At 42.1% G+C, this 24,568-nt stretch carries 22 protein-coding genes and 1 tRNA gene; 9 read left to right on the top strand and 14 right to left on the bottom strand.

Translation table 11 applies throughout. The annotated features are described in order from the left end of the window. Positions 1 to 227 precede the first annotated feature (227 nt). The 10 genes from purL to purD all read right to left on the bottom strand — a co-directional run bounded on the left by purL (position 228) and on the right by purD (position 11,404). Positions 228 to 2,369, bottom strand: coding sequence for a phosphoribosylformylglycinamidine synthase subunit PurL (gene purL / locus GBV73_RS05270; RefSeq protein ID WP_152879844.1), 2,142 nt, complete (start codon positions 2,367 to 2,369; stop codon positions 228 to 230). 113 nt (positions 2,370 to 2,482) lie between these two features. Beyond that, positions 2,483 to 3,061 (bottom strand): hypothetical protein, encoded by a 579-nt coding sequence (locus tag GBV73_RS05265; protein ID WP_004067613.1) that lies wholly within the window; start codon positions 3,059 to 3,061, stop codon positions 2,483 to 2,485. A 14-nt stretch (positions 3,062 to 3,075) separates the two neighbouring features. Continuing rightward, positions 3,076 to 4,350, bottom strand: a complete 1,275-nt coding sequence (locus tag GBV73_RS05260; protein WP_152879842.1) for a hypothetical protein — start codon at positions 4,348 to 4,350, stop codon at positions 3,076 to 3,078. A 224-nt stretch (positions 4,351 to 4,574) separates the two neighbouring features. Then, complete coding sequence (gene purQ / locus GBV73_RS05255; RefSeq protein WP_152879840.1) at positions 4,575 to 5,246, bottom strand: phosphoribosylformylglycinamidine synthase I; 672 nt, start codon at positions 5,244 to 5,246, stop codon at positions 4,575 to 4,577. A gap of 1 nt (position 5,247) precedes the next feature. After that, on the bottom strand, positions 5,248 to 5,493 hold the full coding sequence (gene purS, locus GBV73_RS05250; protein ID WP_042701998.1) for a phosphoribosylformylglycinamidine synthase subunit PurS: 246 nt from the start codon (positions 5,491 to 5,493) through the stop codon (positions 5,248 to 5,250). 276 nt (positions 5,494 to 5,769) lie between these two features. Further along, on the bottom strand, positions 5,770 to 7,443 hold the full coding sequence (locus tag GBV73_RS05245; RefSeq protein WP_042702001.1) for an ABC transporter ATP-binding protein: 1,674 nt from the start codon (positions 7,441 to 7,443) through the stop codon (positions 5,770 to 5,772). Between the two features lie 21 nt (positions 7,444 to 7,464). Continuing rightward, the gene (locus GBV73_RS05240; RefSeq protein ID WP_152879838.1) at positions 7,465 to 8,271 is read right to left on the bottom strand and encodes a radical SAM protein; all 807 of its coding nucleotides are present in this window, start codon (positions 8,269 to 8,271) and stop codon (positions 7,465 to 7,467) included. 33 nt (positions 8,272 to 8,304) lie between these two features. Next, complete coding sequence (locus tag GBV73_RS11465) at positions 8,305 to 8,439, bottom strand: hypothetical protein (RefSeq protein ID WP_255346974.1); 135 nt, start codon at positions 8,437 to 8,439, stop codon at positions 8,305 to 8,307. Between the two features lie 525 nt (positions 8,440 to 8,964). Continuing rightward, positions 8,965 to 10,107 (bottom strand): formate--phosphoribosylaminoimidazolecarboxamide ligase family protein, encoded by a 1,143-nt coding sequence (locus tag GBV73_RS05235; protein ID WP_004067623.1) that lies wholly within the window; start codon positions 10,105 to 10,107, stop codon positions 8,965 to 8,967. Position 10,108: 1 nt separating this feature from the next. Then, positions 10,109 to 11,404: a phosphoribosylamine--glycine ligase gene (purD, locus tag GBV73_RS05230; RefSeq protein WP_004067625.1), complete on the bottom strand. Its 1,296-nt coding sequence runs from the start codon at positions 11,402 to 11,404 to the stop codon at positions 10,109 to 10,111. A 107-nt stretch (positions 11,405 to 11,511) separates the two neighbouring features. Here purD and purE point away from each other — a divergent pair, with 107 nt between their 5' ends. Beyond that, positions 11,512 to 11,943, top strand: a complete 432-nt coding sequence (purE, locus tag GBV73_RS05225; protein ID WP_152879836.1) for a 5-(carboxyamino)imidazole ribonucleotide mutase — start codon at positions 11,512 to 11,514, stop codon at positions 11,941 to 11,943. 24 nt (positions 11,944 to 11,967) lie between these two features. Here purE and purT read toward each other — a convergent pair whose 3' ends face one another. Continuing rightward, positions 11,968 to 13,257: a phosphoribosylglycinamide formyltransferase 2 gene (purT, locus tag GBV73_RS05220; protein ID WP_152879850.1), complete on the bottom strand. Its 1,290-nt coding sequence runs from the start codon at positions 13,255 to 13,257 to the stop codon at positions 11,968 to 11,970. Between the two features lie 120 nt (positions 13,258 to 13,377). Here purT and purM point away from each other — a divergent pair, with 120 nt between their 5' ends. Both purM and GBV73_RS05210 read left to right on the top strand, forming a co-directional pair. Further along, complete coding sequence (gene purM / locus GBV73_RS05215; protein WP_152879848.1) at positions 13,378 to 14,382, top strand: phosphoribosylformylglycinamidine cyclo-ligase; 1,005 nt, start codon at positions 13,378 to 13,380, stop codon at positions 14,380 to 14,382. Between the two features lie 178 nt (positions 14,383 to 14,560). Then, the gene (locus GBV73_RS05210) at positions 14,561 to 15,082 is read left to right on the top strand and encodes a YiiX/YebB-like N1pC/P60 family cysteine hydrolase (RefSeq protein ID WP_253910302.1); all 522 of its coding nucleotides are present in this window, start codon (positions 14,561 to 14,563) and stop codon (positions 15,080 to 15,082) included. A 72-nt stretch (positions 15,083 to 15,154) separates the two neighbouring features. Here the strand turns inward: GBV73_RS05210 and purC are convergent, their stop codons facing one another. Beyond that, complete coding sequence (gene purC / locus GBV73_RS05205) at positions 15,155 to 15,844, bottom strand: phosphoribosylaminoimidazolesuccinocarboxamide synthase (RefSeq protein ID WP_152879846.1); 690 nt, start codon at positions 15,842 to 15,844, stop codon at positions 15,155 to 15,157. 161 nt (positions 15,845 to 16,005) lie between these two features. On the opposite strand from purC, the gene purF reads away from it, so the two are divergent. Next, positions 16,006 to 17,337, top strand: a complete 1,332-nt coding sequence (gene purF / locus GBV73_RS05200) for an amidophosphoribosyltransferase (RefSeq protein WP_152879834.1) — start codon at positions 16,006 to 16,008, stop codon at positions 17,335 to 17,337. On the opposite strand, the gene fdhF is transcribed toward purF, so the two are convergent. After that, positions 17,300 to 19,327, bottom strand: coding sequence for a formate dehydrogenase subunit alpha (gene fdhF / locus GBV73_RS05195; RefSeq protein ID WP_152879832.1), 2,028 nt, complete (start codon positions 19,325 to 19,327; stop codon positions 17,300 to 17,302). The genes purF and fdhF overlap by 38 nt on opposite strands. A gap of 147 nt (positions 19,328 to 19,474) precedes the next feature. Beyond that, positions 19,475 to 20,782, bottom strand: coding sequence for an RNA-guided endonuclease TnpB family protein (locus GBV73_RS05190; protein WP_152879830.1), 1,308 nt, complete (start codon positions 20,780 to 20,782; stop codon positions 19,475 to 19,477). Between the two features lie 163 nt (positions 20,783 to 20,945). Between GBV73_RS05190 and GBV73_RS05185 the strand changes: the two genes are divergently transcribed. From GBV73_RS05185 to GBV73_RS05165, 5 genes are all read left to right on the top strand, one after another. Next, a tRNA-Gln gene (locus tag GBV73_RS05185) sits at positions 20,946 to 21,021 on the top strand. 80 nt (positions 21,022 to 21,101) lie between these two features. After that, the gene (locus GBV73_RS05180; protein WP_152879828.1) at positions 21,102 to 21,872 is read left to right on the top strand and encodes an HD domain-containing protein; all 771 of its coding nucleotides are present in this window, start codon (positions 21,102 to 21,104) and stop codon (positions 21,870 to 21,872) included. Further along, entirely contained in the window at positions 21,872 to 22,540 is a 669-nt protein-coding gene (locus tag GBV73_RS05175) for a DUF434 domain-containing protein (protein ID WP_152879826.1), read from the top strand. Before GBV73_RS05180 ends, GBV73_RS05175 begins: the two co-directional genes overlap by 1 nt. Positions 22,541 to 22,615: 75 nt before the next feature. Further along, positions 22,616 to 23,257 carry a DUF432 domain-containing protein gene (locus tag GBV73_RS05170; RefSeq protein WP_152879824.1) on the top strand — a complete coding sequence of 214 codons (642 nt, stop codon included), beginning with the start codon at positions 22,616 to 22,618 and terminating at the stop codon, positions 23,255 to 23,257. 2 nt (positions 23,258 to 23,259) lie between these two features. Continuing rightward, positions 23,260 to 24,336, top strand: a complete 1,077-nt coding sequence (locus tag GBV73_RS05165; RefSeq protein ID WP_152879822.1) for a mechanosensitive ion channel family protein — start codon at positions 23,260 to 23,262, stop codon at positions 24,334 to 24,336. Positions 24,337 to 24,568 lie beyond the last annotated feature (232 nt).

Here is a 24,568-nt window from a genome sequence, read left to right as displayed (position 1 = left end):
AATGTGTTATGGTCTGAAAATCCTCCTCAGAGTCAAATACTGTTTAAATAACAGGGGGTGAAACTAAACACGCCCTGTTGGAAATGAAGATGGTTATTTTTGTTTAAACACCTAATTCTTCAGTACAAGGTAGTTACGGGAGTTATTTTCTTATTAAATCTCGTTTTAAAATTGAAAAAATGAGTTTTCATTGTTTATATCTATCAAAAAGTGCAAAAAGGGAGAACTTACTCTCCCAGGACATTTGCAAGTGAATTGTAGATATTTTGGGCTTTACTTAGGTTTAGTTTGATTAATTCTTCTTTTCCGTTTGTGAATGTGATATCTCTCCCCGTTACTTCCCCTATCACGGCAAATTCCTTGAACAATTCTTCCACTTTTTCAAGGTTCTCCTTTTCAAAGCTCACTACGAAGCGTCCGTGACTCTCTGAAAAGAGCACTTCCAGAGGGGAGAGTTTTCCTTCTACCGGAACCTTTGTTACATCTGCTTCAAATCCTTTATTTCCAGCAATGGCCATTTCTATGAGTGCAACGGCTAGGCCGCCCCTGCTTACGTCATGAACGGCCTTCACCAACCCGAGCTCTATTGCCTTTAAAATGCTTTCAACATTTTTCTTTTCTCTCTCTAGCTCAACTCTTGGGGTTATTCCTCCTTTCAATCCCAAAACTCTGTAGAGTTCACTCCCACCAAGTTCCTTCTTTGTCACCCCTACAACGGCTATGAGGTCTCCTTCATCTTTGAAGTCCATCGTCATGAGGCTCTCAAGCCTCACTTTTCCGAGACCAGCGACAACTGGCGTTGGTTTTATAGGCCTGTTTCCTACCTCATTGTAAAAGCTAACGTTCCCGCTCACGTAAGCTAGGTTAAACGCTCTCGCCGCATCGGCAAGCCCTTTAATGGTCTCAATGAAGCTCCAGTAAACTTCCGGCCTCTCTGGAGAGGCAAAGTTCAGGTTATCTACCAAAGCCAAGGGTTTTGCTCCAACGCTTGCTAAGTTTCTAACGACTTCGGCAACAGCACCCATTGCTCCGTGATATGGGTTCAGGTAGCTGTAGGACGGATTTCCATCGCTAACAAAAGCCAGTCCGTATTCATCGTTTATTTTTAGCACCGCCGCGTCCTTTCCGGGCTTTAGAACTGTCCTTCCTTGAACCTCATGATCGTACTGCTGCCATATCCACTCCTTGCTTACTATGTTCGGGCTTGATAGAACTTTGAAGAAAGCCTCTTTGAGTCCTATTTCCGGCGTCTCGACGTCTCTCTCAATGTTGTAGGGCTTTGCTTCCCATTCTATTGTTGGCACTTCCGTGAGGAGATCTATGGGCAGGTCGGCGACCTTTTCACCATTCCAATAGACGATGTACTTAGGGTCATCTATAGTTTCACCGACAACAGTCCACTCAAGTTCATACTTCTCAAAAATCTTTGTTATCTCTTCCAGATCTTCTTTCCTAACGGCGAAGAGCATTCTTTCCTGGCTCTCGGAAATCATGATTTCCATTGGGTTCATATTTGGCTCTCTTTGGGGCACTCTATCCGCGTATATTATTGCACCAAGCCCTTTCTTTCCAGCCATCTCTGATGAGGCACATGTTAAACCACCGCCACCGAGGTCTTTAAGGGCCTTGACTTTTCCGGTTGCAAGGGCTTCAAGCGTTGCCTCAATCAAAAGCTTCTCTGTAAACGGATCGGGAATCTGCACTGCGGAACGATCTTCCTCTTCTGCGTTCTCACTCAGCTCTTCGCTCGCAAATGTTACGCCGTGGATTCCATCCCTTCCTGTTTTGTTACCAACCAAAACAAGCAAAAGGCCGCTCTCCTCAACATAGCTGTGCACCAGCTCTTCGGGTCTCATTAAACCAATACAAGCAACGTTGACGAGTGTGTAGCTGTCAAGGCTTTCATCGAACTCCGTTTCTCCCCCAACTGTTGGGACGCCTATTCTATTGCCATAATCGGCTATTCCCTTAACCACATACTCAAAAAGGTACTTATTACGCTCCTTCTCTAAGGGTCCAAAGCGTATGGGATCGAGCAGAGCTATAGGTCTTGCTCCCATACAGAGTATATCTCTAACAATCCCTCCAACGCCTGTGGCTGCTCCACCATAGGGCTCAACAGCGCTTGGATGGTTGTGACTTTCTATTCCGACAACTATCGCCGTGTTCTCATCAAATTTTACAACGCCTGCGTCTTCCCCAGGGCCTAAAATAACGTGCTCGTTCCTCGTGGGTAAAAGTTTGAGCCACTTTCTGCTTGATTTGTATGATGCATGCTCGCTCCACATTACCTCAAGCATGGCCTTTTCAACTTCATTAGGCTCTCTACCGAGCCTTTCACGGATGATCTTTTCTTCGTGAGGAAACATCTTGACACCTCCTTTATTACCAGAAAAATGTAAAAATTTGGAGTTTTTAAGGTTTATTTATACATAAAAATGTTAAAAACTCTCTGCGAGAAGTTTCAGAAAAAGAAAAACACTCACCTTGTAGTATTGTTAAACGCTACTAGGTAGGCTCGGCACTTTTCTTGTATTTTTCCATTCTCCTGCAGGATTAAGGTGATATTGTTAATTTTGAGTGTATTGTTCGCAAATTTGTTAACGTCTATCAGTGCTCTTCTCATAATTTTGAGCTGTCTCTCAGTTATGTTGTCCTCGATTATTATTGTAGCAAACCCCTCTAACATTTTCGCGCAATCCAGTGTAGTGGTATTGATGTAGGGTTCGATTTCCTCACCAGGCCTAAGGATAGAAGTGACAGCTCTACTGTAGTAGGAGTGCAACATTTCCATGTGAAATGAGGCTTTCATGAGATATCCTATCAGTGTAGCTTTTGAACACTTGCTAGCGTTGAGACATGCAAGAGCTCGCTCTGAGTTCTTTCGGAGCTCGGTTGTGTGGAGCTCAATATCCATAACAATGTCTCCCTTCTCCACTTTTTCCACAGCTTTATTTACTTCTTCAGATACTCTAATTGTGCATTTATGTTCCATTACTCCATAAAAGACCCCAAACAAAAGTAAAAGAGCAAGAATGGGAAGGAAATCTTTGAGATTCATTGAGACTCACCCCTTTAGTTAGTGTGGATAACCCTTAAACTGCATTGAGTCTCTACATCAGCTACATGACTGGGATTTGAAGACGAACCATAGTATATCGGTATGTTGTATAGTGCATAAAACTTTTTTGTAATGTCATATGAAGGGCCCTTATTGTATCGGATGACAATACCCTCTATTTGCAAGAACTGTCCAGGAACACCAATATTCAAATTATTGTATGCTACGGCTAGGGTATTCTTCTCTTCTCCACCTTCAATAATTATTGGAGGAAAAGTTGGGCCTTGTGTTGCTTTAGTGGGTATTGGCGGAAGATTAAGTGCCCATGTTATTAAATCAGCCGCCCATTTAATGGCCCAACTAACTTCATTATATCCAAAGTTAACGATACTACCCGACACCCTGATTATTAAATCTTGTATTTCATTGGGGCTATCCTTGTAAGGTACCGTTACCTTTATATCTATTGGCCGAGAAGAAGATCCCCGAATTTCAAATGCAGTATCCCCACTAACTTCTCGATAACTTGTACCGTAGGATACAATCCTTCCCTCATCTAAATTTTTAACAATTACCTTGTATTCGTCTGTACTTTTTAGAATTGTTGGACCACAGAACTTAGCCTGTACTTTAATATAGTACGTTGTGGGTGAGTTTGTTGGCCATGAAGATGTTATATACACTGCTTTAGTGCTATAAGAGCATCTTTGCTGAACCCCTCCCATTAAGATAATCTCTCTGCTGGAGGCGATTTCACGAATGTTTATCTTGGGAGGTACAATTTTAAATGACCAGCTTATATCATCTATTCTCTCTTTTGGTAATTTCATTTTTAGGAGTTTTTCTACTAATTGCTTATCCTCAAAAGACAATGCTATAAGATCCTTCTTGCCAATTTCCTGCAGAAATATCCACACCGTCCCGTTCTTGTATATATTGCCCTGTAGTCCTATAATACTATTTTTTGTGTCCTTTGAGTCAAATAGAATAACATAACCGTCAAAGTACTCAGACTCAACAATCCTGATGTTTTTACTTATTCTTTTAAGCTTCCAGTCATAGAACAAAAAGCCACTCAACTTATTGCCCTGTATCCTCAAAATGGCGAATGTATTTCTAGCGTCTCTTAAGTCATCGCTCATAATTGGATTTGGATCGTAAATTCCTAAAACAAACTTAGTCACTGAGATTTTTGATATAACGCTTGGTTTTGCGTATGCTGAATTGCTGAACACTCCTCCAAACATTAATAAACTTAAAAGTAAAACAAATATTGCCCTACACCTCATGTTTCATCCTCCTTTTTCTTTTCACTAGAGTATCTTAGTAATACTTCATAGATACTTTAGCATACTACTTCATATAGTTTTTTAATATTTAAATTTTTCTACCTTGTTGTGGTATTGTTCAATTTTCCAAAAAAGTAAGGCATTAAAAGGCTCTTTTTAACAAATTTGCAGTTTAATAAAGTAAAACTTCGAAAAGTAATTAAGAAAATGAATAAAATCAAAAACTATCTTTTGGCATATTCCACCATGCTCCTGAAGATCCTTAACCCGTCCTCGCTCCCCAGCCATTTATCGCTTGCCCTCTCTGGATGAGGCATCATGCCGAGAACGTTGCCCTTTTCATTGCTTATTCCCGCTATGTTCAAGAGAGAACCGTTGGGGTTTGCATCTTCCGTTATCTCTCCTTTCTCGTCGCTGTACTGGAAGGTTATTCTTATGTTATCTAAGCTCTCGGAGTAGTAATTCCCTTCAGCGTGTGCTATTGGCATTCTAATGACCTCTCCCTCTTTGTAAAATTGAGTAAAAGCTGTTTGGGTGTCGCTAACTTTAAGGTAAACCCACTTGCATAGGAAGCTTGGAACCTTATTTGGTCTCAATGCTCCCGGTAAAAGAGCCGCCTCTGTCAGGATTTGAAAGCCGTTGCAAATTCCTAAAACTGGCTTGCCTTCTTTGGCGAGTTCTTTAACCTCCTCCATTACACCTGCCCTTGCACTTATTGCTCCAGCCCTTAGATAATCGGCATAGCTAAATCCACCGGGCAAAACAACGCCATCAAAGTCTTTGAGGCTTTCCTTGTACCAAACTCTCTCCGCTTTCCCTCCAGCCTTTCTAATCGCTTCAAGGGTTTCAAAGTCACAGTTTGTCCCCGGAAAAACTAAAACAGCGAACTTTGGCATTTCACTCACCTAAAGGCTCGATTTGATACTCGTAAGTGTGGATAACCGGGTTTGCAAGCAGGCGTTTGCACATCTCCTCGACATCTTTCTCTGGAGCTTCGCTTTCAAAAATGAACTCGAAATATTTTGGAACCTTCAGCTCTTCAACTTTATAGCCTAAGTTTTTGAGCGCCTTTCCAATAACCCTCCCTTCAGGATCGTTAAGACCTTTTTTTAAGCGGATTACAACCTTAGCTTTCCATTTCATGAGCATCACCTTATCAAAAAAATGTAAAAATTTAGGGTTTTTAAGGTTTATTTATGCATAAAAATGTTAATTAAAACTTTTTTCACCACTCTCATAAAAAGTGATTGTAGTAAAGCCATGAAATCGCAACAATAGATCAATCTTCACTAAGATATCAATCCCGTATCTAGGACATAATATGTCATTGCCAAGAATATGACTTAAACTGTTGTGTTAAATGCCTAGACTCCCATAATTTTAAAAACTAGCCCAAAGACATGCTTTGATTTATATCCCCTAAGATACTCTTGAGTTCTCAACGAGCGTTCTATACAGGGAGCATCTTTCGTAGAGTTCCTCATGTTTGCCAGAGTCAAGGATCTTCCCCTTATTTAAAACAAATATCTTATCAGCATTTTTTAGAGCGGTTAAACGATGCGATATTATAATTAAAGTCGAGTCCTTTAAAAACTCTCGAATCTTTTCGAGGACTTGAGCTTCATTTTGAACATCAAGACTGTTTGTGGCCTCATCAAGTATCAAAACCTCCGGTTTTCTTAAAAGTGCCCTTGCCAGTGCTATTTTTTGTTTTTGTCCTTCAGAAAGAGCTTTACTAGTTATATAATCATCAAGTTCGGCAAAATCTATTCCTACAATCTTGAGAACATGAATAACTTCGTCCTCTTGATACACTTCGTCAAGCATCAAATTCTCCTTTAAAGTTCCATCAAAAATCCAGTCTTTAGATGGTAGGTAATATATCCTCTTTCTTAAAGACCTAAGACTATAAACCCGGTAATCTTTCCCATTTATTAAAATGTGGCCAGTCTCTGGCTCACGTAACCTGATTAAAGTTAATGCCAGGGTTGTTTTTCCAGAACCTATGGGTCCAACGATTCCAATTGTTTCGTTCTTTTTGAGTTCTAGAGTCACATTACTTAAAATGCCAACACTTACATTTTTACATTCAATGCTTTTGACCGATTTTAACTCATGCCCCTTATCAAGGTCTTCTTTTTCAATGTTTACTATCTCCTTATAGCGCTCTACGTAAGGGATAAGTGCATTGAGATATGTGAATGAATTAGCCAGATTAGTAAGAGGTTCATAGAATTGCGGTAAATAGTTCGTGAAAGCTACGATTGCTCCCACTGAGGCGAGTCCTTTTGTTGCCAGCCAACCACCAACAAGCAACATTATCAGTCGAGCTATACTGCTTGTGTAATAGTACGATTTCTGGAAGAATATCCTTACCCGCAGGAATCTTGTCATATTCTTTAACCACTCTGAAAGACTCATGGAGAATCTCTCTTCAAAATATTCGTACTTATCCAAACGTTTAATAAAGAAAAGATTATCAATGCTTGTTTTGGTAACAGCAACTACTTTTGACAATGATTCTCTTTCTCGTTTTGAATACTCAATGGATTTTCCTGATGCTTTCTTATAGATAGCATAGTTTATTGGGATTATTAAGACAGCTACAAGAAGCATTGTTGGAGATAATGAATATAGGGTAAACGTTGCTACTGCAATATTAATCAACTGAACACTTAATCCAGGGATTAAACCTGCTAATCCCAGACTGAGCTCTGGTAAGTCCGAAACGAATCTCGCTATTACATCTCCACTGCTTATTTTTCCTAGTTTTGCCCTATGAATAGAGAAAACCAAATCTTGAGAAAATATTTTTAAAGCTTTGATTCCCAATCTCTGGAGCATGAACTCCCCATAAAAACTTCCTAAGTAGCTTAAAAATGTGAGAACCAGCAGAGCTAATCCAATTTTTGAGATTGTTGAAAATTCCTGTAATGATACAAGAGAATCTATAAAATTCTTCATGAGCATTGCTTGGGCGTATCCGAAAATAGAAAGAATAAGGAAAAGAATTATTGTTATGACTATGTCTCCTTTTAGATTTTTTGAGACTTTTATAGATTCCTCAAGGACATCTCTTATATTTACTGACATATATTAAGCACCTTTTATTGTTCATTGAACTCTTGGTTGTTTGTATAATGTCTCAAAGAAGTATTCCAAGTTACTATAAACCTTTTGTAAGGTGTTTTCTTTGTAACTTTTGTAAACATTAGGGTAATTTCTATTTAGATCATGAATTAGTTTAGGACCATCTATACTTACAGTAATATTGAAAATATCCTTATACTGCTCCACAAACTCTATAAAGTCTTTATTAATTTTTGTACCATTTGTTATCATTGCAAAAACTACCGGATAGTTTTGTGCTTCAGCATATTTGACTAGTCCCTTAATTATTTCAAAGTTTAATAAAGCCTCTCCTCCCCCAAAGAAATGAACTTGATTTATTCCAAGTTCTATACCAATATCAAGAGCCTTTTTAGCAGTTTCTAAGTCCATAACTTGCTTATCCGACAGTGTCTTTGTAAAATATGATCCCGAAGCAGTATAACAATACCTACATCGTAGGTTACATCTCAAATCCGACAGGAGCATTAGAATTAGTGGAGTATCAAAAGTATGTATCTCTGTGGGATTTAGAGCACTTAGTTCCTCCTCAAGTTCTCTAAGTAACTTCAATATCTCAACTTCTGGTCTATTGGTAATTTCTGATATTTTATTAATATTAATTGGATATTCAAGTTCATAAAGTTTGAATATTAAAGCATCTTCATAATTTATTTCTGAAATCGTTTGAGACCAAGGATGATACAAGATAAATGTGTCTTTATCTCTATTATCGAGAATGATATCTGCCAACTTAAATGAGGGAACATGATAAGAAAATTGAAGAGAAGAAAATAAGTTAAGTGTTTCCATCACATCACCCCTCCATCTTTTTGTTTAAATGAATCAGGATAATAGTGGATTTCTAATGGTTGGATTTGGTCCTCCACCTCCACATCTGATAGCTTCCCCAGAGCATGCCGTTATTCCAATAAATTTATTTGCCCTAATATAGGTTGTGTTTAATACTTTCAGAATCATCAAACACACCTCCTTATTAGGAATTTATGGCAATGTTATATTTTTGATAGTTGGATTTGGTCCTGTACCTCCGCATATGAGAGCTTCTCCAGAACATGCTGTTATTCCGATAAACTTATTTGCTCTAATATAGGTTGTGTTTAATATTTTTAGAACCATTCTATCCTACCCCCTGTACACATCTGTACAGCTTCAGTATGGCTTCAATAGTACTACTGAACCATCTCCTCCACATCAAATTGCCCTACCAGAACATGCTGTTATCCCAATAAATTTAGAGGCCCTTTCATAGGTGGTCTCTACTACTTTCAACATTTCACACCACCTCCTTTTTATTTTGCCTCATCGTTACATCGGCATATTATTCTAAAGACATATTTATACTTAAAACTTTCGTAAACTTGTGGTTTATAATTTAAAGTTGATAAATTTCTAAAAAAAAAAGTAACTAGCAAAAAGATTCTTTCTCCAAATTCGAAGTCTGTAAATAAGTAAACTCTTGAAAAGTAATCAAGAAATTGTAAATCATGTAACCACATTCTCAAGCTCATCCAGCTCAATGGCACGCTTTATCTCAAGAGCAATTCTCCTTCCGGTGCTCATCTCCTTTCTCCAGAGAGCGTTTCCATATGGATGGCCCATCGCCATGTGGATGTTTGTTCCACCACCGGTTCTTGGGGCGACATCGTAGATGTAGAAGTTGAGGTCTTTATCAACAGCCGTTTGAAGTGTGAAAGGCCCAATAACACCGGGTGGATAGTATTTCTTTGCGCCTTCCACATAGCGCTCGGCCATGTCGAAGACCTTCTCAAGGAGGCTCTCCCTTAGTGTTGAGGATGCATGGCCACAAACGGTGTATTCTGGTTCAAATTGATGCTCGGGTAAGGTCATCTGCTGAGGGGCAGGTAATCTAACATGTCCGTCCAAACTTGTCTCAAAGCGCCAGTCTATTCCAAGGAGCTCAATTTCCTCATCAATTGGGGAGTAGAAGAAGTCAAAGTTGAAGACTGGGCCAATGATGTAACGCTCAATCCTTGCTTTGGTTAGATCTTCCTCGGTAATTACGCCAAGCTTCATGAGCTTCTCGGCTTTTTCTCTAAATTCTTTGTAGCTTGCGGCAGTGAAAAATCCCCTTTCAAGTCTCTTCTTTGCATGAGGGAGTTTTACTATCACGAGACCAACATCGTCAATCTCCTCTGGTTTGACGGGCTCAGGATAGGGTAAGCCAGCTTTCTCTAAGAGCCAGTAGTAGCTCTTCTCTTCACTTCTCTCTTCGCTCCTTAATAAGTTTCTGCTTCCAAAGAGAGGTACCAGGAACTCATTCTCCACCCTATCAATTCCTGTATAAACCACAAATGAACGGTTGGGGACAAAGATAACATTCCTCTTTCTCAGTTCCTCTTGGATATCGATAATTTTACCGAACTTTTCCAACACAATTACCTCATCAATAAAGCCTTTTGTGAGGCCATCTTTTGTTGTTTTTTGCTTAAAATACTCAGCATATGTCCTGTGCCTTCCCCTTTGAGAGACTATAACCGTTTTAAACCCTTCTGCTTTGGCGCCATCTGCTATATCCAATGCGGAGTGACTTCCGATTGCCCCGATAATTATTCCCTCTTTATCATAGTTTTTTAAAACCTCCAGAATCTGCTCTCTTTCTATCATTTCATTCACCTCTAATTGTTTTCATAATCTCGATTCTTTTTGCAATACTTTCCTTAGTTCCTACATCTCTGCGGTAGAAGATATCTCCATTAACGTGCTTTATCCCATGAGAAGCTATCTTTTCAGCTTCCTCTAAAGAATCAGCTACTCCCACAATGGCCAGAGCCCTTGAGCCGAGCATTGTGAAGTTCTCATCAATTGATGCATAGTAAACTTTAGCCCCTTCTTCTCTGATTTTATCTTCGTTGATTTGAAGTTTAACTCCTTTTATTGGATTAGTGGGGTATCCTTTGGGGGCAACATACTTCACAACTGTTGCTTTTTGCTCGAATTCAGCTTTCTTTAAGTTACCATCGATGATTCCCTCCCCGATCTCCACAAGGGAAGTTTTCAAAATTGGTAGAACATTCATGGCCTCTGGATCACCAAAGCGGGCATTGAACTCTATTATCTTCGGCTCATCGTTTGCAAGCATGAACTGGCCGTAGAGAATGCCTTTGTATGGTGTTCCATTTTTTCTCATAGCATCGATTGTGGCTTTAAGCGTTTCAAGGGCTTTCTCGTAGTCATCCTTTGGGATAAAGGGTAGAAGATGGTTTTCGCAGGAATAAGAACCCATGCCGCCAGTTATTGGGCCTACATCGCCTTCATAAGCATGGGGGTAATCCTGGGCCAGAGGCATTGGAATAACTTTCTTTCCATCAGTAAAAACCTGGAATGTGAATTCAACACCATCTGTGCGCTCCTCTATGAGAACCTTTCCGTCTTTTTCTATGAGAGCCTTTGCATACCCTTTTGCCTCTTCGTTGTCCTTCAATTGGTATCCGACAACTTTGACTCCTTTGCCGCCGGTGAGTCCAAGGGGTTTAACAACAACTGGCTTTCCAAACTCATCAATCCATGCTTTCATCTCTTCAATGTCATCAAAAACCCTGAAGAGTTTTCTTCCGGGGATTTTGTATTTCTCCATCAGTTGCCTCGCAAAGGCCTTATTCGTTTCGAGTTGAGCAGCTTCTTTTGTAGGGCCTACGGTTGGGGTGCCGTTTTCCTCAAGGACGTTCACGATTCCCTTCTCCAAAGGGGCTTCCGGACCGATGAACGCTAAATCCACGCCCCATTTCAGGGCAAAATCGAGGACTTTTTGAACATCGGTCTCTTTTGCAAGCCCATAATCCTTTGCTAATCTCATAATCCCCGGATTCTTATGTTTTGCAACAACATAAAGCTCTGCATCCTTTGAAAGAGCTTCGGCGATTGCACTTTCCCTTCCACCGGCACCAACGAGTAGAACACGCATGAGCTTCACCATAAATTTGTTAAAATTTGGTATTTTTAAGCTTTGTTTTAACATAAAAATGGCAAAATTTATAAAGGGAAAAAGTCAGAGAACAATGTGGTGATAGCATGAAGGTGCTCGTTGTAATGGGTAGCAAAAGTGATTCACACATAGCGGAAAAAGTTACCAAAGTCCTTGATGAGTTCGAGGTTGACTACGACGTGGAGGTCGCTTCAGCCCACAGAAATCCTAAAAAAGTTGAGGAGCTTGCGAGGAAGGACTACGATGTTTTCATTGCCATAGCGGGATTAAGCGCTGCTTTACCCGGCGTTATAGCTTCTCACACAACCAAACCCGTTATTGGAGTCCCCGTTTCGGCAAAGCTTGGCGGATTGGATGCTCTCCTGAGCATTGCCCAGATGCCTCCGGGCGTGCCGGTTGCTGCGGTTGGAATTGATAACGGAAAGAACGCGGCATTGCTAGCGATAGAAATCCTAGCATTGAAAGATGAAAGCTTGAGGAGAAAGCTTGAAGAGTACAGGGAGAAAATGAAGGCCTAATATTCTCATTAAAAATTAAAGGGCCTAAAGCAGATGTTTCCTTTTTTCATATTCCTGATCCTGCCATTCTCCACTTCTCGTCCTAAGCTCGGTCATGTGGGCAACCATCTCTGCTTTCCTCTTCGCTTCCTGTACATCCTTATCCCAGGCTAGTGCGACACCCAGTCTTCTCCCTTTGTACGCTTCGGGCTTTCCGAAGAGTCTTATGGTTGTGTTTGGGATGCTCAATGTCTTGAAGACATTCCTAAACCTTGGAGCGTAGCCTTCTTGATTGGCTAGGATAACATGTGTAGCCGCGGGGGTTAAGACGGGTAACTTTCTGGTGCCGTTTTCCTCAATGGCCGGAATTGGGAGCCCCAACACAGCTCTAACGTGAAGCCCAAACTCGGAAAATCCTGTGGGATGGGAAGCCATGGTTACCATTCCGGTGTCATGAGGTCTTGGGGAAACTTCGTTAGCCCATACTTTGTCCCCTTTGACGAACATCTCCACGCCGAATATTCCGAGACCTCCGAGAACATCTGTTATGCGCTTGGCTATTCTATACACCTCACGCTCGGCCTTTTCACTTATCTCAGCGGGTTGCCAGCTTGAGTGGTAATCCCCATCGATCTGGTAATGCCCCACAGGAGCTGGAAAAGTAGTAACTATCTTCCCATTTTCATCGAAGTGCCTCACAGCCAATTCCGTGATTTCGATATCGAAGTCTATATGCTCTTCAACAATAATCTTATCAGCACTTCCCCTGGCTTTTTTCTTTGCAACTTCCCATGCCTTAGGAATATCTTCTGGCCCTTTAACGAAGTACGATCCCTTCCCGCTGGAACTCATTATAGCCTTGGTGTGACAGGGGTAGCCTATCTTCTCGCAAGCTTCGTAGAGCTCATCCAGCGTTTCGGCGTATGCGTAACGGGAGGTTGGAACCTTAGCTTCCTTTGCAAGGGTCTCGCGAGTCCTTTCCCTGTGCATTGCTATCCATGTCGCCTTTGCGTTTGGAACGACAAAGTATCCTTCTTTCTCAAATTCAAAGAGGGCATCGAGGTTTATTGCTTCTATCTCCGGAATTATTGCATCTGGCTTTTCCCTCTCCACGATGCTCCATAGGAAGTCCTTGTCTCTCATATTCCCAACGTAGCTCTTATGGGCTACCTGCATGGCGGGAGCGTTTGGGTATCGGTCAACCGCGATGACCTCAACTCCTAATCTTTGGGCCTCTATGGCTATTTCCTTTCCAAGCTCACCGCTTCCGAGAAGGAGAATTTTAACAGCAGAATCAGTTAGGGGTGTTCCAATTTCATCTCTAATGCTTATCATGGGTATCACCTAAATTTATTGACGTTTGTATGTTAAAACTTTGGGAATATTTAAGAGTTTTTGAACATAAAAATGATAAAACTTTTAAATCCTTCCCCCAAATACCTTCCGGTGATAATCATGTTGACCTATGCGCAGGCTGGTGTTGACGATGAAAAGACTCAACGGGCTCTAAAAGGAATAATCTCTCTTGCAAAAGCGACTTTTGAGTTCAGGAAGGGAAAACTAGGCGAACCTAAGGAGGATATAGGACACTACGCTGCGTTGATGGACTTTGGAGACTTTTACCTTGCGATGACAACGGATGGAGTGGGAACCAAAACCTTAGTTGCAGAGGCAGTTGGGAAATATGATACCATTGGGATCGACATGGTAGCGATGAATGTGAATGATTTAATATGCCTTGGAGCGGAACCCGTTGCTTTGGTGGATTATCTCGCAGTTAAGGAGCCAAATGATGAGGTTTTTCAGGAGATAGCGAAGGGTCTTTACGAAGGAGCCAAGCAGAGCGGAATAGCTATAGTTGGTGGCGAAACCGCAGTCTTGCCGGAGCTAGTAAACGGCTTTGACCTTGCCGGTACGGCTATCGGTGTTGTCGAGAAAAATAAAGTGATAAACGGAAAGGAAATAAAGCCGGGGGATGCGGTGATAGGTATCTCAAGCTCAGGAATTCATTCTAATGGGCTGACCCTTGCAAGAAAACTCCTAATACCTAAGTACGGACTTGAATATGAATTTGAAGGCAAAAAGATTTGGGAGTATCTACTTGAACCCACGAGGATATATGTTAAACCAATTTTGGAACTTTTGGGGGAAGTGGAAGTTCATGGATTAGCCCACATCACCGGTGGGGGGTTATTAAACCTCAAGCGCCTCACTAATCATGGTTTTTCTCTTGAAATGCCACCAATCAGCGGGATTTTTAAATTGATCTATGAAAATGGTGTTCCGCTGGAGGAGATGTTTAGGGTATTTAACATGGGCGTAGGCATGGTGGTAGTTGTTTCCCAAGAAGAGAAGGATGCAGCATTGAATGTTTTGAACAAGCACTTTGAGAGCTTTGAGCTTGGTGTTGTAACAGAAGAGCCCGGAATAAGGGTGGAGAACTATAATATAAGGATTTAGTTCTAGTGTTCTGTTTCCATTTTACAATAACTTTTTGCAAATTGCTTGCTATTTTTCAATATTTTTTCTGGATAATACAAAGATTTTTATTGTTTGAATTCAAAAATCTAATGACATAATTTAAGGAGGTATAGGCATGAAAGTACAGGTTCTTTTTGTACTATTTGTTTTTGTTACTATGTCTGGTTCAGCTCTTGCATTTGGAGGGAATGGGAGCTATGAACATCCAATGCCTACTGACATAGAGGTTGGGGATATATTGATTGGCCATAGCCCAGATAGTGACCCGTTAATTCCGGGATATTGGACTCACAATTCTATGGTAGCTTATGTAAAAGATGGAGAATGGTTCGTTGTTGAGGCGTGGTTCACCGGAGTCAGAATAACAAAGCTTTCAGATTACATGGCAAGATACGATGATGTTGCAATACTAAGGGTTTCAGCCTCAAAAGCTCAAAAGAAGCGGGCTGTTAGATTCGCTCTTGCACAGCTTGGAAAACCTTATGATTTTGCACTCTGGACTAAGCAGGTTTATGGACCCAGCTACTACTGTTCCGAACTTGTATGGGCAGCATACAAAGTTGTGGGAATTGATATAGATGCACACCCAGGATTTTCGCTCGAATATTTCTGGGGCGTTGCACCGCAGGAAATCTATGACGATTCCGATACAGTGGAGATTTATCGTAACTCTATTTGAGTACTTTTTCTTTTTGTTAATAGAAGCTTAGCTCCCTAGTTCTGACTAAAAAGTGGAAAATGAAGAAAAAGTTCAGGAGGTAAGGCGCTTGTAGAGTTCTTCATAAGCCGAGATTAGATCTCCCTTGTTAAAACGGAACACATCCTTATCTAAACTTTCTTTTGTCTTTGCATCCCAGAAGCGGCAGGTATCTGGACTTATCTCGTCTGCAAGGATTATCTCGCCTTTCTCGTTTTTACCAAATTCGAGCTTAAAATCTACCAATAAAATTCCTCTTTCTTTGAAATATTCTTGTAAAATCTCGTTAACTTTGAGTGCTATCTTTTCCATCTCTTTAATCTCTTTTTCATCTATACCAAGAGTCTTTGCGTGGTAATAATTTATCATTGGGTCTCCAAGGGCATCGTCTTTGTAGTAAAGCTCTACTATAGGTTCTGGAAGTTCAGTTCCCTCTTCTAAGGGAAGTCTCTTTTTCAAGCTCCCTGCAACCACATTCCTAACAACAACTTCGACGGGAAACATTTGAAGCTTTTCTACTATAAGCCTGTTCTCTCCAGCAACTCCTATGAAATGAGTTTTTATGCCCTTCTCTTCCAAGATCTTGAAGAGTAGAGCGCTTATTTGAGCGTTAAGCCATCCTTTGCCCTTGAATTGTGCCTTTTTTTCTCCGTTAAAAGCTGTGGCATCATCTTTGAACTCCATTATCATCTTTCTATCATCCAAGGGGATCATTTTCTTTGCTTTTCCTTCATAAACTTCCATTTTTATCACCATATTCATGTAAAATTTTAGAATATTTAAGTTTTATTTTATCATTTTTATGTTAATATCTGGGCAAAGTTTTTAAGTTAAGAGTGGTAAATTACAATGGAATATTTGTGATCAATTAACATTTAAAAGTCAAGAATTCGCGGGGGAATGTTATGAGAGAAAAATGCGGAATCTTTGCAGCCAAGGCAGAGAACGCCTCTAAAAAAGCGTACTACGCACTCATGGCTCTTCAGCATAGGGGCCAGGAGAGTGCTGGAATAAGTATATGGAAACATAAAATAAGAACCCTATCTGGTAGAGGATTGGTTTCAGAGGTTTTTCGGGGCAGTGAGCTTGCGAGGCTTAGGTCAAACGTTGCCATAGCTCATGTTCGCTACTCAACATCAGGTTCTCTTAATGAGGCTCAGCCCTTACAAACTTCTTGTTGTGGAAAAGAAATAGCTGTGGCACACAATGGGACTCTCACGAATTTCATACCTTTGAAGGAGGAATATGAAAAGAGGGGGGTAAAGTTTAGACATTCCGTTGATTCGGAGCTTTTGGGGATATCTTTTCTCTGGCACCTGAAGGAAACTGGTGACGAATTCGAAGCCATGAAAGCAGTTTTTAATGAGGTTAAAGGGGCTTACTCCGTGGCTTTTCTTTTTGATGGAAAGATACTGGTTGCCAGAGATCCCCTTGGCTTTAGACCCCTCAGCTATGGCATAGGGGGTGGGCACTATTTTGCTTCTGAAGATTCTGCGTTGAGGCTTTTTGTGAATGAAATTAGAGATGTAACCCCGGGAGAGGTGTTTTTGATTTCTGAGGATGTCGAGAGTAAAGTTTTAGCTAACGAGAGTCATTACCACTGTGTTTTTGAGTACATATACTTTGCGAGGCCGGATAGTGTTCTTGATGGAGTGAGCGTTTATAAAGCGAGGGTTAAGATGGGGCAGGAACTTGCACGTGAGAGCCCCGCAAGTGCTGATGTTGTCATTCCAGTGCCAGATTCTGGAAGAGCGGCTGCATTGGGCTTTTCTCAGGTGAGTGGAATTCCATATGCTGAGGGTTTGATAAAGAACCGTTATATTGGGAGGACTTTTATAATGCCCGGCCAGTTCTACAGGGAGTTAAAAGTAAAGCTCAAGCTCTCTCCCGTTAGAGATGTTATCGATGGAAAGCGCGTTGTTCTTGTGGACGATTCCATAGTGAGGGGCACTACAATGAAAAGGATAGTAGCGATGTTAAGAAAGGCCGGTGCAAAAGAAGTGCATGTAAGAATAGCCTCCCCTCCAATAAAACATCCTTGCTACATGGGAATAGACATTCCAACCAGACATGAGTTGATAGCAGCTTTTGGAAGTATTGAAAAGGTTAGAAGAGTAATCGGGGCAGATAGTTTATCTTATCTTACTGTTGAGGGCCTAAAAAAAGCTGTAGGAATAAAAGATCTCTGCATGGCATGCCTTACGGGTAATTATCCTGAGTGGGCCTTTCGCTTTTGAATTTTCTTATTCTTGCAGCTGAAAACTTAAATTCTGAGGTTCCTGCTTTGTTGAGGGCATTGTTGGTGATTCTGTTGGCTTTGAAATGGAAGGGAATTGCTACTACTCCTTGAGGCACTTTCCCAATTTCCACCTTCATTCGAATCTTTCCACGTCTTGTTTCAATCTCTACGAGGTCGCCGCTCTTTATATCGAGTTTTTTTGCGTCTTCTTTATTTATTGTGGCAGCTGGTTCTTTCATGAACTTAACCAAGGAAGGACTCCTCAGCGTCATCTCCCCCGTGTTATAGTGATTCATAACTCTAACGGTGGTCAATGCGAATGGGTATTCTTCGTCAGTACTTTCCCATGGTGGGACTTGTTCAACTGCCATGAATCTGGCTTTTCCATTTGGAGTTGTGAATTCCCAAGTGTGAAGCCTCTTTTTTGGAAGAAAGATCCCATCAGAATTCTTGAGCTCCTCTACACTTTTTTCCTCCAGTTCTGGAAATAGACGAAAGTACTCTACTGTTATTTCTTCTACATTTGAATAATCAAAGCCCGGCAACCCAAGGGCTTTTCCCAACATGGTCAATATCTCCCAATCTGGCTTGGAATCGTTCAGGGGCTCAAAGACCCTCTCGCTCCATTGAATTCTACGTTCACTGTTCATATAGGATCCTTCCTTTTCACAGAAACTTGAGGCAGGGAGGAGATAATGAGCATAGCGGGCTGTTTGTGTCATGAACAAATCCTGCACAACTAGAAGATCTAACTTTCTAAGGGCTTTTCTGACTTTAGCAAAGTTGGCTTCACTAACGGCTGGATTCTCTCCAACAATGTAAAGAGCCATTAAATCCCCTCTTTCAATTGCATCCCAGAGTTCCGTTAGATAAAACCCCCTTCTGGTGGGGAGGTCATCAACCCCCCAAAGCGAAGCAACTCTTTTTCTGAACTTTTCATCATCGAGTGGGACATAACCGGGCAAGAACTCGCTAAGGGCCCCCATGTATGCTGCTCCTTGGACGTTATTTTGCCCCCGCATTGGATATAAGCCCCCTCTCTCACCTATGTAACCTAAGAGGAGAGCAAGGTCTATTATTGCTAGAACGTTTTCAACTCCGGAAACGTGCTGTGTCAGTCCCATCCCCCACATAATTGCTCCACTGCCTGCTAGGGCAAATTCTCTTGCAACTTCTCGTATAAGGGGGGCAGGAATTCCAGTAACTCTTTCTGCATATTCGGGAGTGTACTTCATAGTGGCCATTCTAATCTCTGAAAATCCGGTGGTTCTCTTTCTGATGAATTCTTCATTGTAAAGCTCCTCTTGGATTATAACGTGCATCATGGCATTGGCGAGTACTATGTCTGTTCCAGGTTTTATCAAGAGCTTGTAATCGGCAAAATTCATTGTGATGGTCTCTCGAACGTCAACGACGATTATTTTTGCACCTTTTTTCTTAGCGTTCCCTATGTACTCCAAGACCACCGGATGGCTCTCCGCGGGATTGTAACCCCAGATAACTATGACCCCAAATTTTTCCAAGTCTTCATATGGGTTTGTTTGGGTTCCTGTTCCGAGTGTCATTTTAAGTGCATGAACACTGGCTTCATGGCAAAGCCTGGCACAGTTGTCTATGTTATTGGTTCCAAAGAGCCTCGCTATCTTTTGTAGAAGATAGTTTTCTTCGTTGCTAGTCTTTGAGGAAGCTATAAAAGCAACAGCATCGGGGCCATAAAACTCTCTTATCTCAAGGAGCTTGTGAGATATTTCCTCCATGGCTTGCCCCCAAGTTACAGGTTTTAAGACATTTTTTTCTCGTTTCAGAGGCTTTTTGATCCTATCCTTTGAGAGAGCGAATTCCATAGCGTAGAGACCTTTGGGGCATATTCTTCCTTTATTTGGCTCTCCTTTATAGGGCCTAACTGTTAGTGTCTGAGAATCGATGATGAGCTTGCATCCAAAACCGCAGTAAGGACACACGACTTTCACCTTATCACCTATGTACATTTAGATGGCAAAAATAAAAATATTTCTATAAAAAATTGACACGTAAATGATAACAGAATGGCTTCTCCAAGTCTTCCAAGTCTTTTGGCTGAAAAGCCATTAAATGGCTGACCTCCTCCCGCCGTGAAGGGCGAGGGTTCCAACGAGTTAACCCCTCGCCAACGGCGGAAAGGTTTGAGGGGTCTCATTAAAGCCCAACAAGGGTGGGCTTTTCGGCCCCTCGGGGAGGGTCTTCCCCCCATTACCCCTACCTCCTGCAAGAGCAGAAAGGCTCGGGGTTATCGTTTTCACAACTTTCTTTAGGATATTGAACGCCCCAACGAGGTCTGCGTTAAAAACGAGCCCCTCTGCGGGACACTTGTAAAGACCACGGACGAAACGGGCCCCTTTATGGGGCTTCCCGCAGACGGGGCAAGTTTGTGAAGTGAAAGCCTCATCAACAAGCTCAACTTCAATACCATACTCTTCAGCAACTTCCTTGAGACGCTGAATCACTGTATTGAACCGCCAGACGTGGGAGAGGATGAAGTTCTGCTTTTCACCCCATTCAGAATTTCTCGCAATGCCCTTTGGATAACCAACTACAATCGTAGAGACGCCCATTTCGTAAAGCCCTTCAACAATCTGCCTGACTGCAGTATTAATGTAGTGCCTCGCCTGTAGTTTGGCCTTTTGATACATTCTTTTCAGTTTCCTGCTTGTCTTGTAGCCGGACTTGTTGAGCTTTGATTGATACTCAGCAATCCTTTTTTGCCAGTAGAAGGCGATGCTCTTGAGGGGTCTTCCATTAACGAGAAAACTTTCCCCGGTCTCAACATAAACAGCCATTAAGTTGTTCACTCCGAGGTCAATTCCGGCTGAAAGGTCGCCCTTTGGTCTTCTTGGAACTTCCACCCACTCGTTTCCAGTCAGCCGTTTTTCAACCGTGTAGCTCACGTGAGCGTACCACTTGCGTCTTGATTCATCGTAGATGATTTCCAACCGCCCCTGTTTGCCCTTAACGTGAATTCTCCCCTTGAACTGGACTTCCAGCCTTTTGAACTTTCCAAGCCCTTTGAGGATTAGTTTGTTCCCCTCAATTTTATACTGGTCGTTCCTGAGGACAATCAAGGGTTTCCTCTTCCCGTCATCTTTCAAGTAGCTTGGTGGTTTTGGTCTCATCCACTTGGGGAGTTCTCTGTCTTTTTTCTTCCTTGCGAGGGAGAAGAAGCTCCTCCACGCCTCGGCGTTCTTCCTGCAAATTTGCTGGACTGTTGCGGAGCCAATCTCCTTCTTGTACTTCTCATAAACCTCTTTTTCAGTCTTGTTGAAGTCTACGGGCTGGTGGTCGAAGAAGAGTTGCCTCCGGAGGAAATTGACCTCGTTCCAGACTTTTGCTCCAGTATTGGCTAACTCGAAGAGGCTTTTCTCCTGCTCTTTTGAGGGTTGGAGTTTGAGCGTTACGGTTCTTTTCATTGCTTCTCGTTATTAATTCACACGTTTTTGGTTTAAAAACATTCTTTTGCTTTCCTGCTCTCTGGCCGGTTTCTCGATTACTGCATCCCCGCCCTGAAGGGCGAGGCTTTCAAAAGAAAAAGGTAAGATTTATAAATACCTCGCTTAATTTAACATCGGGCATAGCCCCGTGGTGTAGCGGCCAAGCATGCGGGACTCTGGATCCCGCGACCGGGGTTCGAATCCCCGCGGGGCTACCATATCATGGGCTCCAGACCAAACCTCTCTTTTTAACAACATTTAAATTCAACAAATCCCTTCTATAGCGGGAGGTGAAAAAATGTATACTGAGGAGCAGCTTTTGAGTGAAATAAAGGAGCTTCTGGAGAATGACGAACTTTACGCCCTCTATGAAGACACTTACCGGAAGTATAGGTACTATTTTGACACAACGAACTACATAGTTCTTAATGTTTATCGGTTTAATGACCACGGTGCGATACACGTTCTCCTGACCACAAGGCGGGCTTTGGAGGTTCTTAAACTTCTTAAAAAATTCGGAATCGAAACAACGGCTGAAAAGCTGGGCAAGCCCTTTGAGTGGAGTAAGTTCATAGTCTCTTTTGGGGCTCTCTTTCATGATATCGGAAATATGATCCACAGGGATAAGCACTACCAGTTCAGTGTTCTTCTTGCCGAGCCTATAATAGATGAGCTTACCAAGAGATTTGAGAAAAAAGATTGGCTGCTTTTGAAGGCATTAACTCTGAACGCTATTTACACTCACGACGAGGCTGTTCCCTGCACTACTATTGAAGGAAGTTGCGTAACGATAGCGGATGGCTGTGATATGGAAGAAGGGAGAAGCAGACTTGCATATAAAAAAGATAAGGTTGACATCCACGCTGTTTCGGCCCTAGCCATTGACAGAGTTGAAATAGAGGAAGGCGACGAAGACACCCCTATCCTTGTGGAGGTGTGGATGAAGCACCTTGCCGGAATTTTTCAGGTTGACGAGATACTCACAAAGAAAGTTAGGAGCTCCCTCTTGAGCGGGAAAGTTAAAATTAGGATACACGCAGGAGAAGAGACCTTGGAAAAGGTGGTTTGATGTCTTCTCTCCTTTTAGCTTATGATGATTTAAAATACCTCCTGAACAGGGGTTACAGAAAGAAGTATGCCCTTGAGTTTGTTGCAAATCACTACAGACTTTCCCAGAAAGAGAGGCACTTTTTATTCAGATGCGTCTTTTCGGATGGAGAAATTGGAGAAAGAAAAGCTAAGCTTCTCCAGCCAGAGGATTTGGAAGGAAAAGTTCTTGGGGTTGATGGTTTCAACGTGTTGATAACTCTCGAGTCTCTTCTTGAGGGAAAAGCCATTCTGTGCGAGGATGGACTTTTAAGGGATCTCAAGCACCAAGGAGGGTACAAAATAAGCCCAAGAACTCCTCAAACGCTGGCTCTTCTAGTTGACTTTCTAAGAACTCTGGGTTTAAATGAAGTCCGGTTCTTCTATGATGCACCAGTGAGCAAAAGCGGTAAGGTTGCCGGGCTTACTAGAGAACTTTTAGAGGAACATAGCATTCCCGGAAAAGTCAAGTTATCTAAGGCTCCGGATCATGATTTGAAAGCTTTTGAGGTTGTGGTCAGTTCAGATATAGGCATAATCGAAAAAGTCCCCTTTGTAGTGGATTTGCCCCAAATGATAGCCGAGAAGAAAGGGTTGAAGTACTTATCCTTTATTGACGTTTTAAAAAATCCAGAATTGTTAAGACTTTAGCTTTTTGGACATTGGATAGCTTTGGGAAAATCCAAATAAGGCAAAGTTTATATCTTTTCTTTCCTATTCTTTTCCATGTTTGGGGAATATGAGCTAAAGACCCAGTTCATCAAGGTTGGCGATAAAAAAATCCACCTTCTTGAGGAAAAAGAAGGGGTAATCCGGTATAGGCGGGATGATGTAGAGAAGCTCATCAAAAACAACGGAGAAAAGCTTAAAGTTCTCCCTTCTCCAGCCCTCGGCTACGGTGTGAGGCTTCTCATGGTGAGGTTCAGAGAACCCGTTGTGATACCTCCTCGAGATTCAATAATGGGGTTTGTTGAGGCCCCGGTGGAAATTGATGTTAAGGTTGGTGACTTAAGCGTAGACCATTTCATAGTCGGAAAAGAGAAGTATGCTCTGTATGGTACGTTGGAAGCTGGTGTAGTCTGCCGCTATCACGTTAGTTCCTTTTACACGAAAGAGCCAGACGCAATGGGAATTGCAAAGCTTATAATCTCTAACCCCTCGCCTGAGTGGAAGTCTTTAGAGAGGATTGTAGTTCTAATACGGGGAACCTCGATGTACTATGAGAGCAGAAAAGCCTACTATCCCCTTGTAGTTGTCACGCTCAAAAACCACAATCCTGAGATTAACAACACAGGAAGGCCACCAAAAGAAGGGCTATCCGGAGTTGGACAGGGGTTATCTCTGCCAAACTTCCTAATGAGGTGGTGAGAATGAGCACAGTAAACACAACTTCCCTCTGGGAACAAGGCATACTCGGAGAGCGGGTCTTCCTCGCCCTAACTTTGGGCGCTGTTGTAAAAGCAGTTTTAGTCCTTGTGGTTGGAGTTATTATGGCAAAGCTCCTTAGGAAGTATCTTCTTAATTTCTCAAGGAGTACCAAGTACGTCTGGATAGTTAACGAGGACACTGCATCGACGCTCTATAATCTAATAGTGGTTATAGCTCTTGTTTATGCCTTTGATGCTCTTGGAGTTCTCTCCATCCCGGTTGCGGGTACTAAGCTGAGCAATCTCATCGCGGCATTTCTTGTGTTTTACTTCTCTTATATCTTCGCCAAAAAGTCAAAGGACTACATCATAATGCGATCTTCGAAGCAGAAGCTTCCAGAGGTTCAGCTCAAAGCGAAGCTCTTCTATTATACCATAGTTACACTCGCTTTCTTCCTTGCCCTCAATATCGCTGGATTTAGCGGGAAGCTGAGCACACTATTAGCTGCTGCCGGAATAACGGGTATCGTCCTTGGTTTTGCTTCGCAGACTGTTGTCTCAAACTTCATCTCGGGCATCTTCATGTACTTTGATAAGCCCCTTAAAATAGGTGACCCGGTAGAGGTGGCAGGCTACTCTGGAATTGTTCACGATATTAGAATTTTTTCCACAAGGATACGGACATGGGATGGTCTTCTGGTCAGAATTCCAAACGAAAAGCTCTTCAACAGCGATATAAAGAACCTACAAAAATATCCAGCCAGAAGAGTGGACATAATCGTAGGAATAGCCTACAAGGAGGACGCCCAGAGAGCCATAGACGTCATCAAGAAGACCCTTGAGGAGATGCCCTACGTTTTAGCAGAGCCAGAACCGGCGGTCTTTGTAGACAACCTCGGAGACAACAGCGTTAACATAGCCGTGAGAGCGTGGGCGCCGACTGAGAAGTGGTTTGACGTTAGGACGCAGATAGTCCAGAAAGTTAAGGAAGCCCTCGATAGGGAGGGCATAGAAATACCGTTCCCGCAGAGGGTGAACTGGTTCGCGGAGGAGCTGAGGGTAAAGGTGGAGAAGGACTGACCCAACTCCCCATTTTTCTATACTCAACTGGAGGATCTTTTGCCCTTTAAAGCCAAACGTTGGACAAGTTGGATGACATACTCAAAAGATCACGTTATCTTTAGTTTTTATTGTTAAACACTTCTACCACTTAAATATCATCAACACAATGATCAGGGCGTGTTTAGTTTCACCCCCTGTTATTTAAACAGTATTTGACTCTGAGGAGGATTTTCAGACCATAACACATTAC

The organism is Thermococcus sp. 101 C5, assembly GCF_009372125.1.
In the GTDB taxonomy this organism is placed as follows: domain Archaea; phylum Methanobacteriota_B; class Thermococci; order Thermococcales; family Thermococcaceae; genus Thermococcus_A; species Thermococcus_A bergensis.
The sequence above is the reverse complement of the archived record's forward strand: the minus strand, read 5'-3'. Positions and strand labels throughout refer to the sequence as shown.